The 15597-nt window shown below is 50.5% G+C and carries 8 protein-coding genes; 4 read left to right on the top strand and 4 right to left on the bottom strand.

Going from position 1 to position 15597, the window contains the following annotated elements; all coding sequences use genetic code 11:
- The first annotated feature begins 27 nt into the window (after positions 1 to 27).
- The 3 genes from ACY0JR_RS19990 (at position 28) to ACY0JR_RS20000 (ending at position 5772) form a co-directional block, all read left to right on the top strand.
- Positions 28 to 2433 carry a glycoside hydrolase family 127 protein gene (locus tag ACY0JR_RS19990; protein ID WP_462635938.1) on the top strand — a complete coding sequence of 802 codons (2406 nt, stop codon included), beginning with the start codon at positions 28 to 30 and terminating at the stop codon, positions 2431 to 2433.
- A 135-nt stretch (positions 2434 to 2568) separates the two neighbouring features.
- Entirely contained in the window at positions 2569 to 5136 is a 2568-nt protein-coding gene (locus tag ACY0JR_RS19995; protein WP_462635939.1) for an alpha-L-arabinofuranosidase C-terminal domain-containing protein, read from the top strand.
- 141 nt (positions 5137 to 5277) lie between these two features.
- A complete protein-coding gene (locus ACY0JR_RS20000) occupies positions 5278 to 5772 on the top strand; it encodes a hypothetical protein (RefSeq protein WP_462635940.1) in 495 nt (164 codons plus the stop codon).
- Positions 5773 to 6078: 306 nt separating this feature from the next.
- On the opposite strand, the gene ACY0JR_RS20005 is transcribed toward ACY0JR_RS20000, so the two are convergent.
- From ACY0JR_RS20005 to ACY0JR_RS20015, 3 genes are all read right to left on the bottom strand, one after another.
- Positions 6079 to 8652, bottom strand: a complete 2574-nt coding sequence (locus ACY0JR_RS20005) for a DUF5695 domain-containing protein (protein ID WP_462635941.1) — start codon at positions 8650 to 8652, stop codon at positions 6079 to 6081.
- Between the two features lie 447 nt (positions 8653 to 9099).
- Positions 9100 to 12165 carry a beta-L-arabinofuranosidase domain-containing protein gene (locus tag ACY0JR_RS20010; RefSeq protein WP_462635942.1) on the bottom strand — a complete coding sequence of 1022 codons (3066 nt, stop codon included), beginning with the start codon at positions 12163 to 12165 and terminating at the stop codon, positions 9100 to 9102.
- Positions 12166 to 12949: 784 nt separating this feature from the next.
- Positions 12950 to 13273, bottom strand: coding sequence for a hypothetical protein (locus tag ACY0JR_RS20015; protein WP_462635943.1), 324 nt, complete (start codon positions 13271 to 13273; stop codon positions 12950 to 12952).
- 150 nt (positions 13274 to 13423) lie between these two features.
- Between ACY0JR_RS20015 and ACY0JR_RS20020 the strand changes: the two genes are divergently transcribed.
- Positions 13424 to 14932 carry an IS1182 family transposase gene (locus tag ACY0JR_RS20020; RefSeq protein ID WP_462635944.1) on the top strand — a complete coding sequence of 503 codons (1509 nt, stop codon included), beginning with the start codon at positions 13424 to 13426 and terminating at the stop codon, positions 14930 to 14932.
- 90 nt (positions 14933 to 15022) lie between these two features.
- Here the strand turns inward: ACY0JR_RS20020 and ACY0JR_RS20025 are convergent, their stop codons facing one another.
- Positions 15023 to 15556, bottom strand: coding sequence for a toxin-antitoxin system YwqK family antitoxin (locus tag ACY0JR_RS20025; RefSeq protein WP_462635945.1), 534 nt, complete (start codon positions 15554 to 15556; stop codon positions 15023 to 15025).
- Positions 15557 to 15597 lie beyond the last annotated feature (41 nt).

The following is a 15597-nucleotide window of genomic DNA, read 5'->3' on the forward strand; positions in this document are numbered from 1 at the left end:
GTATCCAAAGCCTTAACGTTTGACACTATGTTCTTCAACAGATTCATGGCCATTGCCCTCACCGGGTTTGTGATTATCGCCAAACCCGCAGTGGCGCAGCACCAGCACAATGATTATCCCATCCAGCCGGTGCCGTTCACACACGTGCATGTGCACGATGAGTTCTGGGCGCCCAAGATGCTGGTCAACGCCACGGTGACCATTCCGCATACTTTGGAGAAAAGCCGGGAACAGGGCCGCATCGACAATTTTCTGCGGGCGGCGGGGAAAATGGAAGGCGACAAGCTCAGCCAGTTCACCTTCGATGATACCGATATTTACAAGGTCATAGAGGGCGCTTCTTACGCCATGCAGGTGCAGAAAAATCCCAAGCTGGACGCTTACGTGGATTCCCTGATCACCATCATCGGGGATGCGCAGGAACCGGATGGGTACCTGTTCACCTTCCGGACGGTGAAAGCGGCCAAGCCCCATGAGTGGATCGGGAGCAAGCGGTGGGAGAAAGAGGAGGAACTCAGCCATGAGTTGTACAACTCGGGTCACCTGTTTGAGGCGGCGGTAGCCCATTACCAGGCCACCGGTAAGAAGACCCTGCTGAACATCGCCTTGAAAAATGCTGATCTGTTGGTGAAGGACTTCGGTTACGGCAAAGAAGAAAAGTATCCGGGCCACCAGGTGGTGGAGATCGGGTTAGCGAGACTTTACAGAATCACCGGCAAGAAAGAGTATTTAGATCTGGCCAAGTTCTTTCTGGATGTGCGCGGACCCAAAGGAACCGAGTACAACCAGGCGCACGCCCGCGTGGTGGATCAGCAGGAAGCGGTAGGGCACGCGGTGCGGGCCACCTATATGTACACCGCCATGGCCGATATTGCCGCACTCACCGGGGACAAAAGCTACCTGAAAGCCATTGATGCTATCTGGAACGATGTGGTGAACAAGAAACTGTACATTACCGGCGGCATCGGGGCAACAGGGGCCGGAGAGGCCTTCGGGAAGGCGTATGATTTGCCCAACATGTCGGCCTACGCCGAGACGTGTGCCTCTATTGCCAACGTGTATTGGAACAACCGCATGTTCCTGCTGCACGGCGATTCCAAATACATAGACGTGCTGGAGAGAACCTTGTATAACGGTCTGTTGTCTGGCATTTCCCTCACAGGAAACCGTTTCTTCTATCCCAATCCGCTGGCTTCCATGGGGCAACACCAACGGGGCGAGTGGTTCAGCTGCGCCTGCTGTATCTCCAACATGACGCGGTTTCTGCCCTCGGTGCCTGGGTATGTGTACGCTCAGAACAACAATGACCTTTACGTGAACCTATTCATGACCAGCGCCAGCGACATCAGCCTGCCCGCGGGTCAGGTAAAAGTGAAACAGACCACTAATTACCCCTGGAACGGCACCGTTGACCTGGAGGTAGACCCGCAGAAAAACAAGGACTTTACCCTTAGGGTACGGATTCCCTGTTGGGCCCAGCAACAGCCGGTGCCCGGCGACCTGTACACCTTCGCTGATGCCACCAAGAAGCCGATTGTCTTGAAGCTGAACGGTAAACCCATCCAATACAGCACCGAGAAAGGCTACGCTGTTTTGAAGCGAAAATGGAAAAAAGGCGACAAAATCACCTTAGACCTGCCCATGGAAACCGAGAAGGTGCTGGCGAACAAAAACGTGAAAGACGACATCGGGAAGTTCTCATTCCAGCGTGGCCCCCTGGTGTACTGCCTGGAAGGACCCGATAACAAAGACAATTTGGTGCACAACATTCTGGTGGATAAAAACGCTCCCGTGGAGGAAACCTTTGAGGCGAGTCTGCTGAAGGGTGTGCAGGTGATCAACACCAACGGCGTTGGTACCAAACGGCAGGCCAATACCACCGCGTTGCTGCAAACAAAGCAGGCGGTGAAAGCCATCCCGTACTTTTCTTGGGCCAACCGCGGCTCAGTGGACATGACCGTGTGGGTTCCCTATGAAGCCTCGGCCGCCAAGCCGCAGCCGGCGCCTACCATCGCATCCACCAGCAAAATCTCTTCCTCCATCAAGAACAGCAGAACCCTGGCCTCTCTGGTAGACCAGTATGATCCCCAGGATTCCAGAGATTCCAACTACCCTTACCTGCATTGGTGGCCGAACAAAAACACCAAGGAGTTCGTGCAACTGGACTTTGACGGGGAGCATACGGTATCTGAGTCGCAGGTGTATTGGTTTGATGACAGTCCGTGGGGCGGTTGCACCATCCCGGCCTCGTACCAGATCTTCTACAAGCAAGGCGATAAGTGGGTACCGGTGAAAAACACCACGGCTTACGAGGTAGCCAAAGACAAGTACAACATGGTCAAGTTCGCCCCGGTGAAAACCACCGCCTTGCGGATGGAAATCCAGCTACCCAAAGAAGCGGCGACTGGTATCCATGAATGGGCTGTGAAGTAATTACTTCCACTTGTTGCTGGTTAGGAAACTCCGAATGCCTTTGGGTTTCCTGCGCCAGGTTTAAAGCAGTTTTCTCAAAAACAGACCGAGAACGCAAAACGCATAAAGTAATGAAATCTGACAAGTTGTTTTCCCATGAAGGCTAAGGTAGGAGCGCTGCTGCTGTGGGGCATTACATTTTCTGTCTGTTTTGGGCAAAGGCAGGCCACCATCACCGTGGATGCCCAGAAGCCGGGGAACAAAGTCTCACCAACCCTGCATGGGATCTTCTTTGAGGAAATAAGCCATGGTGGCGAGGGAGGGTTATACGGCGAGCTGATCCAGAACCGGGGGTTTGAGGAAGTTAGAATTCCCAAGGGAACCACTTTGCAAAACGGGTTTCTGGTCCCTAACCCGGCGCCGCACTACAACCTGCCCAACGGACAAGCCAGCGACTGGAAAATGCCCTGGACGTTAAAGTCTGATTGGCCGGCCTGGTCTGTGCAAACCAGTGGTGGAGCTAATATGACGCTTGCCCTAACGCAGGAAAAACCCTTGAACGATGCCTCACCCAACTCGCTGAAGGTAACCGTTGCTGAGCTTGACAAATCAGGTAAAGCCTGTCTGGTCAACGAAGGGTTCTGGGGCATAAAGGTAGACCAGGGTAAAACCTACAAGCTCAATTTCTACGCCCGCGCGGAGAAGAAATACAAAGGGCCGCTGACGGTAACGCTGCAGAGCGAAGATGGAAAAGTGCTAGCCAGCCACGTATTTGAAAACTCCTTTAGAGCCGGAAACTGGCAAAAGTTGAGCGGTGACTTGGTAGCCAAAGCCTCGGACCCCAAGGCCAAATTCGTCATCTCTTTTGGCAGTGCCGGGACGCTGTTTCTGGACTTCGTTTCGCTTTTCCCCGCTGAAACTTTCAAGAACCGGGAGAATGGCTTGCGGCCTGATCTGGCGCAGTACCTGGCCGACCTCAAGCCATCTTTCATCCGGTGGCCGGGAGGCTGTTTTGTGGAAGGAATTACCGTGGAAAGTGCTCCCAACTGGAAAGAGAGCATCGGACCGGTGGAGAAAAGACCGGGCACTTTCAGCCCGTGGGGCTATTGGTCTAGCGACGGCCTGGGGTACCATGAGTTCCTGCAATTCTGCGAAGATACCGGCGCCGATGCCATGTACGTCTTCAATGCCGGCGTGGCTTGCGAGTTCAGGAGCGGGACCTTCCTGCCAGATGCCCAATTGCCCGAGGTGATTGCCGATGTGCTGGACGCCATTGAATACGCCGTGGGGCCCGCTGACTCCAAGTGGGGGAAAGTACGGGCCGCCAACGGGCACCCGGCACCATTTCCGCTGAAGTACGTGGAGGTAGGCAACGAGCAGCACGGCCCTTGGTACGCCAACCGGTTTAACCTTTTCTACGACGCCATCAAAGTCAAATACCCAGACCTGAAAGTGATTGCCAGCATGGGCATCGGTGATGTAAACCGGCATACCCTGGATGAGATGAAGAAGGTGGATATTGCTGATGAACATGCCTACAAATCGGCGTATTGGGCCATGAACAACTACGATCACTTTGACAGCTACAAACGAGGCGACTGGGACCTGTACGTGGGCGAGTACGCCACCAATGCCGGCGTAGGCAGCGGGAACATGCTAGCGGCGCTTAACGATGCGGTGTACATTCTGGCCATGGAGCGTAACGGTGACCTGGTCACTATGTCCAGTTACGCTCCGCTGCTGGTCAATACCAATGATGTGGACTGGCCGGTCAACCTGATCAACTTCAACAACTCGCAAAGTTTCGCGCGGATCTCTTACTACGCCATCCAGATGATGAACCAAAACCGCGCTAACCAAAACCTGGCGACCACGGTTCAGGTGCAGCCCGCCAAGGTGACCAAACCTGCTTTTGCCGGAGGTATCGGCCTCAGTACCTGGGATACGCAGACGGAGTACAAAGACATCCAGGTGATTCAAAAGGGGAAAATAGTCTACAGCAGCAACTTTGAGAAAGCCGAAGATGAGTGGGAGAAGGTGCGGGGCACCTGGGGTGTGAAAGAAGGTGCTATGGGCCAAACCGCCGAAGGAGCCCAGCTTTTCGCTATGCTGAAAGATAAATCCTATGACACCTACACGCTTAAACTGAAGGGCCGTAAACTGAGCGGGTACAATGCGTTCATCATTCCGTTTGCGGTGAAAGATGATGGCAAAACGCAGGTGCGGGCGCACATTGGCTCTTATTGGAACCAGTATGGCGTCTTTGAACAGGTCACCGAAGGCACAGAAGTAGCCAACCTGTCTTCCTCCACCAAACTGCCCGAGAAAATTGAGACCGGCAAGTGGTATGACATCCGGCTGGAAGTGGGCCTCAATAAAGTGGACTGCTACCTGAATGATAAATTCCTCATGAGCTATACCATCCCAGATATGTTCTACAGTATCTCTGGGGTAGACGAGAAAACCGGTGACATCATTGTGAAAGTGGTCAATGGCTCCCCCGAGACTTTCCAGACCAGCCTCAACCTGAAAGGGGCAATTGGCCTTTCTCCGGTAGGAGAGGTGGTGACCTTATCCGCAGAGAATTACCAGGCGGAGAATTCTTTTAATGCTCCTAAAAAGTATGTGCCTCAGACCACTAGCCTTCTAAATGTTTCTTCTTCCTTTGAGGTGGGCGTGAAGCCATATTCCATTTCGGTTTACCGGCTCAAAGCAAAAAAGTGAGAAGAAGGAGCGTTTAGCGCCTCTATTTGTAAAACTGGCTCAAAACGAAGAGTACTTACATTTAATAGATTCCCCCAACATCTATAAAATATGGCAAATCTAACCTCACAGGAAAAGCAGAAACTGGAGAAGCTTCTCAGAATGAAGCAAGGTTTTCTCCTGAACTTCACAGATGCTTCTTTACAGGCATTTGTGCTTAGGAGTGTGGGACTGGATTTCAACCATGAGAAGTATAGGAAAGGCACTGGTTCAAAGGCTAACCGGATGCGGGAGTTCTGGAAGGTAGAAACTGACTTTTTGGTGGCTAAACTGATCTTTGATTTGTGTCAATACCACAAAGATCTGACAGGCAGAAAGGGCGGGGTATTGAAACCAGAAGAACAGAATCTTTTCAATGATTGCATTGCCATAGGTAGACGGTTGGCTAACTCTGCCGAGGTGGTTGCTTTGGTTTTAAAAAGAAAGAAATCAGAAGCAGAATCAAAAAACAAGGAAAACGCTGGAGCAAAGGAAGGTGAAGTAATTACATCTGGTTCATTTTCCAACTTTACTCCAGAAGATCATGTGATGGGTGGCGAAACTTTCTTATTGATCACCAACGAGAACATTATGCCATTTTTAATGAACTTGGAATAAAGAACCCAAACCACCTTTTACAAAGGGTTCGAATTAACCTTCAACAGTAGATACCTTGAAGGCTAGAAACATCAGTTCCTTGGTAATTACCTACAGTAAGCCGACCAGACAATTGGTCTCTATTTCCTTTTCCTTCCCCTGTGCCTGCCTCTTTCAAGCCTTTGGTGCCGTTTTGAAACAAGCGTTGTTGCTACTCGCCATTTGCCTTGGGTTGTGCGACAGCTATCTGCCCAATTAATCATTCAGCTTTTGCGAGCCAGTAGTATGCATTCGGCTGTCAGCTCAGTTCACCTTTTGAATAGATCTTTATTTTTTAGGACGGTCAAAAATCACTTCTGTCTCTTTATTGGAAAGGGCGATCTCATAGCCACCTCTTAGCTTAGCTGCTTTTGTTCTTACACTATAGGCCGTTCCCTCTTTTGCGCGGCTTGGCTGCTCAATGGTCAGAAACGCCTTCGGGGTAAATTGATCTGCTGCATCAAGCGTTATGTTTACCTGGCCCGTAGTTGGATGATACGCTATCTTTTTCATCTTTCCAGCCTGTAAATCAACCCACAAACCGGCAGGTGCAATAAATGCCGCTGACCTGCCAGCGGTGGTAGGTTGCACTTCTACCCATTGGTTCTTCACGCTTTCATTGCCGCCAAAAGCCACCCACCCAAAGTCAGGATGTTGCGTTAAATAAGTAGCGGAGTTTACCGCATAACCAAAGAAGCCTGGGCCGTAATCTCCGGAGTAACTGTCGTTGTGCAGGGTGGCTGGATTACTGTGGAAGGCCGCAGGGGCAAAACCCTCTTCCGTGATGTTGGAGAGCGTTCCCAAAACGCCACCGTAGCCAACCCGCAGCAGATAGAAGTTGTCAGGTTGCCTGCGGTATTCGGTCAGCACAGGAATAGCATTCAGGCCAGAACCATAATGGTGAATCATCCGCTCTACCCGGGGCAAACCACCCGCATATAAAAAGTCCCAGTAACGTCTGGCGTTGCCGTTGTAAGCCCAGTGGGGCACGGTAGGCATGTAGGCAAGAATAGCGTTGAGGGTAACATCGGCTTTGTCCTCGTAACCAAAAAAGAGCGACCAAATGTACACCTCTTCCTGCCCAGTGGAGTCCCAGGGCATTTCGCTCCCGAAAGGATAGGGAAGCGAAGCCCAGTGAATGGCCCGCTTCTTCATTTCTGCTTCCAATTTACCGGCCATCTCACGCATCCCCTCGGCCTTTAAATCCTTCAGAATCATGTAAAAGATGGTTCCTTCCATTTGCCCGAACTCAGCATAATGTGGTGCAAAGTTAACCATCGCCATGGCCGTTTCATAGGCGTTGCTTAGGTACCAGTTCCAGTTTTGAGCAGTGACCAACCCTTTGTGGTTTCGGGCCAAACGGTACAGTACCCAATGAGCCGCTGCCACATGAGGATAGTTATAGGAACGCCCCAATGAATACGCTTCCTTCTTGGGCCATAGGGACCATACCTTAAGGTTTGGAGGAATATTGTAGGTGCCCGCGGGCATGGAATCAGGCGCATAATAGAACAGGCTTTTGCGTACCCCAAATTTATTAGGGCCTTCTGCTACCTGTATGCGGCCCCACAGAGTTTCATTTACAAAGCGCTGGAGTTTGTCTACTTCTGCCTTTTTGGGCAGTACAGATTGCTTCATAATGGCTCCCAACCAACTGCCGGCGCCTGCTTCATCACTAAGACCAGCTATCCAGACACGGTTATCCTCCAGCACCTGCTGCTTTTTCTCATTGTCGTAGCTGATCACCGAAGGGCTTCGGCCAAAGCGGTCGCCTTCTTTTTCAAACCATTGTTTGGTGGTTAAGAAGTTTCCAAAATCAGCTACGGTTTCCTTCTCGGGTTTGATCACCTTGTAGTGTACGGTTTGTACCAGGCCGTCTTCGTACTGGATGGTAAGCCTGGCTCTTCCCCATTTCTTACCTTTGATGGCATAGGCCCTCCAGCCGTTTTTAGTAGAGGGCGCAGGACTGATGACCAAAGCACCTTCTGGTTCCGTCTTGATGCTCTGGACTTTGCTCTTATGGTTGATAAACAGCTTGCCGTTCACATCCTGCGGCAATACGTACCCCGGTATGCCAACGGCTACGGGGTGGTTGTTTTGCACCAGTTTCTTCTCAATAGTCTCTGGGGTGCCAGCCAGCACAAAGCGAACTCCGTAGCTTTTGGTTTCGCCCGGTTGCAGAATGGCAGAGGTTGGTTTATTCCAGGGTTCTGCTTTTTCCCATTCATTTTCGGCATACGCCTTGCTGTGCACCATCCACTCATAAAAGCCTTCAAAGGCTATCCCTCTGGGGGTAGGATCATCATTCAAAGGATTATACGCCTCAAAAGGAGTTTGCCCGTACGGAAGCACCAACAGGGTGGAGTCCTTTCCGTGCAGACGGGTTACCTGTAAATAACCAGCATCTTGCCCAATGTAAGGATCATAGAGAACGTTCTGCGCATGCGCCTGCACTAAGTTTTTCCCTTCCAGAATGTTGTTGAAGATCATAGGAATGCCCAGCGCCCCAATTTCTACGGGTTCAGTTGTCCGGTTGGTGAGTTCAAAACGGAGCACCAACTGTCCCTTCTCTGACTGCCAGAACCGTTTTACCTGGAGGGGTATGTCAGTTGGCAGGGTATTGGCCAAATCAGCGGCCGCCAGAACCGCGCCATTCGCAGCTAGTGCCTGAACAGGCTTTCGTTGCGAAGCGGTGGAGAAAGATTTCCATTGGCCCGACTGCCCCTGGCGGAGCCGTACATTCAGATCACCCAGTTGGTACATGCCGTTGCTGCTGCGCACGTTCAATCTATCACCTGGGGTAAAATCAAAAGCGGGTTCTGCCTTGGGGTGCAAGGCTGATACCGTTTGGGAGGACTTCACCAGCGCAACCTGAAAAGAAGGCGTTTGAAAGGAAACAGTACCCTGTGCTAAATCCAGGGTTGATGGCCGTTGGGCAAGGTCCTTCCATGACTGTGCAAAAGGTTGCAACGGAACAAGTAGTAACAGCCATCCAGGAATTGATTGGATCAACAGCCTTTTAAAAGCAATCATTGTCTTATGCGTAAACAACGTCATGAAGGGTAGAGTTGAAGGTTAGTAGGGAGGTGTCGGTACTAAGTCTGCGGTAGAAGAACAAATGGATGCGTAGCTTGAAAACCGTTAAGGAGCGGCAATGGCAAGACCTATCTGCTGTTCCTAAGTCCAGGTGTGCTGATTAGCTTGAAAGAGATAAGCTATCCCAGGTTCCATGAAACAGGAAGTTGAAAATACGAAGGGGTACGTCGCTTAGCACGAAGTGACAACCCCATTCGCATTGACGTTTATGGCCTATTTCAGCTCAACATCCAGGTAAACAGAATGACGGCCGTACGATTCATAGAAGGGTTTATACATAACTCCATCAATCGTGAACTGCAACTGCTTGGGATCACCTTTGATGGACTTGCCCAGGTCTTCCGCGTCTAGGGTTACCTTGCGCCATTCTTTCCTTGCCTCGGGCTCCTGGGCGGCCAGCAAGATAGGTCCGTAAAACAGACTGGCTATATTCTGCTGATCCATCACGGGGTCCAGGTGAAACTGGAAAGGCATCTTCAAGTCAATCACATCCCCGTCTTTCCATTTCCGGCTTAGTGTTACGTAACTGCCTGGCTTCGCGTCAAGCTTTTGCTCTTTGCCGTTGATCTTCAAAAGGAACCCTTTGGTAGCCCAGCCCGGTACCCGCACATTGACATCAAACTTCCCATTGCCCTTAATAGTCAGGCGGGTCTGGTCTTCCTTTGGAAAATTAGTGGTTTGCTCCACTTTAACTTTTCGCTCGGTCCAATCCAGGGTGGAGGGAACGAATAGGTTGACATAAAGCGCCTGGTTGTCTTTGCTCTTAAAGTAGATGGAGTTCTGCAGTTTGGTGCTGCTCTCTATGGCGGTTCCGTTGCAGCAAGTAAAACCGGTCATGTTGGGATTGCCGAATTGCTTTGTAGACCCTGGCCTGAGCGGAACGTGGTACGTATTGGCAGGGCTGTCCTCGGCTACGGAAGCCAGGATATGGTTGTACAAGGCACGCTCGTAATAGTCCATGTACTCGCCCCGCTGATCAAAGAGAAACAGGTCGCTGGTGAGTTTAAGCATATTGTAGGTGGCGCAGGTTTCGTTCTGTCCTCCCGCCGCGAAGCCATTCTCATACAAAGTTCCGGGCTGTGCCACGAAACATTCCGCGTTGTTGGGGTTACGCGCACCGGCTACTCCGCCAATGCTGTACATATAGTCATTGACCATCTTGTACCAGAAGTTATCGGCTATGTTGTAGTACTCCGGATTGTTGGTGGCACGGTACGTCTCAATACTTCCTACCACCTGTGGTATATGCTGGTTGGCATGCAGCCCTCTGAAAAGATCTACGTTCTTCGCCAAGCCATGCGAATGGGCGGTATCGCCGAAGAACACCCTGATGTTATCAAATAACTGCGCCGTTTTGAGGTGATTGGGTTTCCCGGTAAGCCGGTACATACGGGCCATGGCCTCGTTCATGCCCCCAAACTCCCCGGCTATGTACGTGTTCCACATCTTGATAAGCGTATCGGTGGGTACCTTGCTCAGACGGGCATATACCCAATCTCCCATGCCCGAGGCAGTGGCAAGGGCCTTTTTATTGCCGCTGACCTCGTATACATCCATCAGACCGGCCAAGATTTTATGCAGGGTATAATACGGTGCCCAGACCTGGTTTTTCTGCCCGCCGTATTTGGCCCCGTTTTCCAGCATGATGAATTGGTCTGGCGGATAGGCGCTGATGTACCCTACGCCCCAGTTCCAATAGTCGGTCCGGATGCCCTCATCGCTGAGGTCTGAGTCATACGCTGACTTCCCGGGACCGTGGGGTACGGCTGAAGGATCTGGCACGTGCTTGCCACCAGATTGCTTCGGCTGGCCAGATAGAAGGGATAACTCGTGAAGGGTATTCACCATATCCTCCATCTTTTTGGAGAAATTGGCCTGAAGCGCCTTGTCATACCCCGTGCCGGCATAGGCCTGTGCAATGGCCGTGAGGTAATGGCCGGTAGCGTGCCCCCTTAACTTGGTTTCCTGGCTATCCCAGACACCCAAGGGCTTTGCTCCTTCGGGTTGTTTCTGGCCGAAGGCATGGCGGAACATATAGAGGAAGGAGTTGGGATCCGTTTTGGCTAAGGTGTTGATAAACTTATCACGGTTCTCAGTGAATTGGGTTTGCTGGCCCTGTGCATCGGTTTTCAGGGTTACCTTCCCCAGATCAAAGGCTGCCAGCTTTAACTCTGGCTTGTTTGATTTTGCAGACGCTTTTACTGTGACAACTGCCTTGGGTTGAAAAGCTGTTCCGGCAACACGTCCTGTAATCGTATAGCGGCCGGGCTGAAGAACAGGACTATTGTCAATGGGGGCTGGCCAGACCACCCGTACCTTGGGGCCCTTGCCTTGCATTTCATTCTTGTAGGTTCCCTGAACGTGGCTCGGTAGCCGGGGCAGATTCCCTACTTCTGTCTCTACCTCCACATCAGCTACCTGCACCAAATACTTGTTGTAGAGTTGCGCCTCAGTGGGGGAGAAACTGGGCAGGTCATCCTCCACTTTCTTACCCGTGGTATTTACTAAGCCTTCATTGAGGCCCTGGCCTCTGCGGGCATTGTTATAGATGGTGGCCACCTGTCTGCCGCTCAAGGCAACCCGGTAAATACGGAAATCATGTACCAAGGCATTCAGGTTGGGTTCTCCCGGCAAGAGAGATTTTCCTATGTAAAGCTGTGGTTGCCGACCGAATACCTCCGTCAGTTCCCGCGGTATGTCCTTAAATTCGCCCACTTGCTTGCCATCGGCATAGGTAATCAGAGACCTGGAAGGAATGTCTACCACTATGGCAAGATGCACCCACTTGTTTGCTTCCATAGCGGGGGAAACAGCTCCTTTCTTACTGCTTTTTTGCGCGGTGATCAATGCCTGAAAGCCTTCCTGGTCTTTTGTCCCAACGGGGGCCGCATAGAAATGCCGGGTAGCGTCCTTCCCGAAGTCAAAGAAACGTTGGCCGGGCTGCTTGGAGCGCACATTGATCCATCCAGAGATACTGATCGATTCCAAATCAGTTAACGCGTCTCCCGGGAGGGTGACAAAAGCATTGTTATCACCGGAAAGTGATAAAACCTTCCCAAACCTATTGTCATTGACAAAGGTTAGTTGGGAGCCTTGGAATTTGGCGTGCAGCGTATTCCGGGACCAGTCCTTGAGGTCTCCGTTGAACACATAGCGGGCAATCATCCCCGTTTCCCCAATTCCATCCAGTATCTGATCCCCATTCTGAGCCTGAGTGATGTTCACTCCCCGGGCCAGAACTAAGACAAACAGGACGGCACGCAAGAATACTTTATTCATTTTCATATCTAAAACACAATTAAGCTTAATTATCTACTTGGGTAGGAAGAGATGAATGTAACGGGCCTTGTACAAGAAGTCTTTCCTGCTCTACCCACTCCCCTTAAGAAACAGTGCTTTCCTAGTGTACACCAGTTGAAGTTTCCACTTACAACCGAAAACAAACAAAGATATAAGCTGCTATAAATCAGCTTATTCCATGAAGGAGTGCCTTGTTTGATAATTCTTTTTAAAAGTACCGACTGTTACTATGTTTGTATAAGCTTATTTTAGCTAATAATCATATAATATTAACAAAAGCTTAACTCCAGAATCAAAGAACTGCGTCCGTTCAATCTTCCTGTGGGCATGGTGATACTAGAGTGGTCAAATAAGCCTAACGTCTCGGCTAAACGGCGGCGGAGGCCGTCGGCCGAGGCTGGCGTTTAGGTTTTGTGGCTGTTGCACAACTCAGGAGTTAGATACGGAAGTGACTTTATGAGGATATATAGGCCCCTAAAATCAATATTTCTCTCAATTTGATCTTGAAAATTGCTCATTATTGGCTTGTTTCGCCGAAATCATCACCTCAAATATATAGACCTTAGTATATAAACAAGGTTGTGCAACAGCCACTTTTGTTGTATGGCGTTGTTCTTCTGCGCTTGCCACGGGCGTTGATTTTTTCTGTTTTTGTTCTTCTGTTTTTAAACTGATTTACGAAAATCAGGTCGAAAACGCAGTTTAGTCCGTCCGTAGGTTTGCACGAGTTTTGGGTCAATTCCTCTTTTGCTAATTCTGCTGTTTAAAATCGGGCAAAATTTCCTTTCTTCCTTAGCTTAGTCCTGATAACTGTTGCAACTATGAGAAGTACTACATTATGCACTAGGAATATGAGAGCCAAATAAAACTCCCAAATTAAAGCACCTCCATATTCGGAATGATAGATTCTGCCGTTGATAAAGTAGATAGCATAAAGAAGAAGTATTAGACCATTGATGATGAAAAATGCTTTCTTCTTTTCCCAATCCTGTACCAAGTAGTGAATGCCGTACCAGCTTATTGAAGTAAATAAGGTTATCAATAGTGAATAGCTTAGTATTATTTCATTTACTTCTTTAGCTGTCATCTGGTTTTTCCTTTTAACTCCCATGCCATACAACGGTTAGTATAAACGACGGCGAGGCCGTAGGCCGACGCATGATTTTTACACAATGTGCATGTTGCACAACTGGTTGAATATAGCCGTAAAAGGAGGTAGTACCAAATCCTTGACGCGATGCAGGGCAGGAAGCACTTTGCCGACGAGAAGGAGCTGCGCTTCTCCCTGTCGGCGCACGTGCCGGAGCGGAACTTCTACCGGCGGCTCAAGGACAGGCTCGACCTCTCGTTCCTCTACGGGCTGACGACCCATCACTATGGCACCTGCGGCCATCAGTCCATTGACCCGGTGGTGTTCTTTAAGCTCTGCCTGGTGGGCTACTTGGAGAACATCATCTCCGACCGCAAGCTCGTCGAGCACTGCGGTCTCAGGCTGGACCTTCTCTATTTTCTGGATTACCAACTTGACGAGCCCTTGCCCTGGCACTCCACCGTCTCGCGCACCCGCCAGCTATTGCCTGAGTCTCTCTTTGAGGAAGTCTTCACCCGCGTGCTCTCCCTGTGCGTGGAGGAGGGCATGGTGGCCGGGCATACCCAGGTGGTGGACTCGGCCCTGATCAAGGCCAACGCTTCTATGGACTCTCTGGAACTCAAAGTGCCCCAACGGGATCTGGACGCCCATTTGGGGCGGGTCAGGGCCATCAGCCGCGCCGACCGCAAGGCAAAAGAAAACAAGGCCACGGCGGACCAGCAGGCTATATCCGCCAGCCACGATGAGCTGCAGCAGATCAAGGCCCGTAACCGCAACTGGAGCCTGAAGCAGGACCTGCGGCCGGGAGCCCACAACAAAGGCAGCAAATACACCAGCAACAAGACCCATTACTCACCGGTGGACCCGGACGCGCGCATCGCCGTGAAGCCCGGCAAGGCCCGCAAACTCTGCTATCTGGCGCAACTCTCGGTGGATACCGCCCACCACACCATCACCCATGTGCAGGCGGACCTGGCCGACAGGAAAGATAACCAGTGCCTACCGAAGTTGCTCAATGGCCTCACCCGTCGGCTGAGACAGGTAAACCTGAGCTGCAGCAGCTTATTGGCGGATGCCGGCTACTCTTCGGGGGAGAACTATGCCTTGTTGGAAGAGCAGCATATTACGGCATTTATTCCCCCGCACGGCACCTACAAGGGAGGGCCGGAAGGCTTTACCTATAACAAAGAAGAGGACTGCTGGCTCTGCCCCTGGGAAAAGAAAGCCACGTTCAGAAAAGTGAAAGTAGAACCGAAAAACAACATCAGAAAGAAAATTTACTTTACTACCCGCAGGGACTGTAAGGCTTGCCCTTACAAAGAAAACTGCATTGGCAAGGGGCATGAGAAGAAGGTGGAGATCACCTACTACCGCGATGAGTACGAACGGGTGATTGCCCGCCTGAAAAGCTGCTATGGGCGAAAGATGAAAGGGCTCAGGCAGGCGACGGTGGAACCCGTGCTGGGCACACTCATCAACTTCATGGGCATGAGGAAGATCAATACCAGAGGCATTAGACTGGCCCTGAAAGGAATGCTTTTAGCTGCTACGGCCTATAACTTGAGGAAACTGCTGCGTTTTACGCCAAAAACAAGTCACTCAGCGGCGATGGCACTGCCCAGAACTTTTGCAGCTGCCTTTCTTGGGCACTTTTAACGGAAATAATTCGGGAAATAGACGGAAGCAAAAAAGACGCTCTCCTTCAAGCAGGAGTTGTGCAACAGCTACCAGTGTTGTAGGTAGTTTTTATTTTCTCAAAGCGAACTCATCTAAATAGCTTGTTGCTTCAATCTCTTTTATCTGCGCCCCTGTTGGTTTGATTTCTTTGCCGTCCTTGTCATAGAACTTCCATTTATCTGTAAGGTAGCCGAAATGGATTTTGTCGCCACGCTCACAAGAGGTTTTTATGTTCTTTTTGCCAATCCTGTAGGTTCCTTTTGCTTTTAACTGGCCGTTGTCGTGAAAGTATGTCCATTCACCAATCTTATAACTGTAGTACATTGGACAGGGACCAGCGGTGCAGCAAGTCGTGTAAGTGTCTAATGCGTAGTTGCCAGTCTCTTTTAGCTGTCCGTTCTCAAAATATTCATTCCAGTTGCCTGTCCTCAATTTAGAATCTCTATAGTTCTCATTGCTCACATCTATTGTACCCACTCTTTTCAAATTCCCATTTTCGTAGGGCTCGGAGAAAGGAGCTGTTTTTGACGAATTGGAAACTTCAACGGCAGATTTACAGCTTAAAAAGCAAAGCAAGCCTAAGGCAAAGAGTAAGATTCTCATATTTAAAATTACCTACAACGGCCTCGTATAAACGACGGCCG

Source organism: Rufibacter sp. JT3400010 (assembly GCF_054956755.1).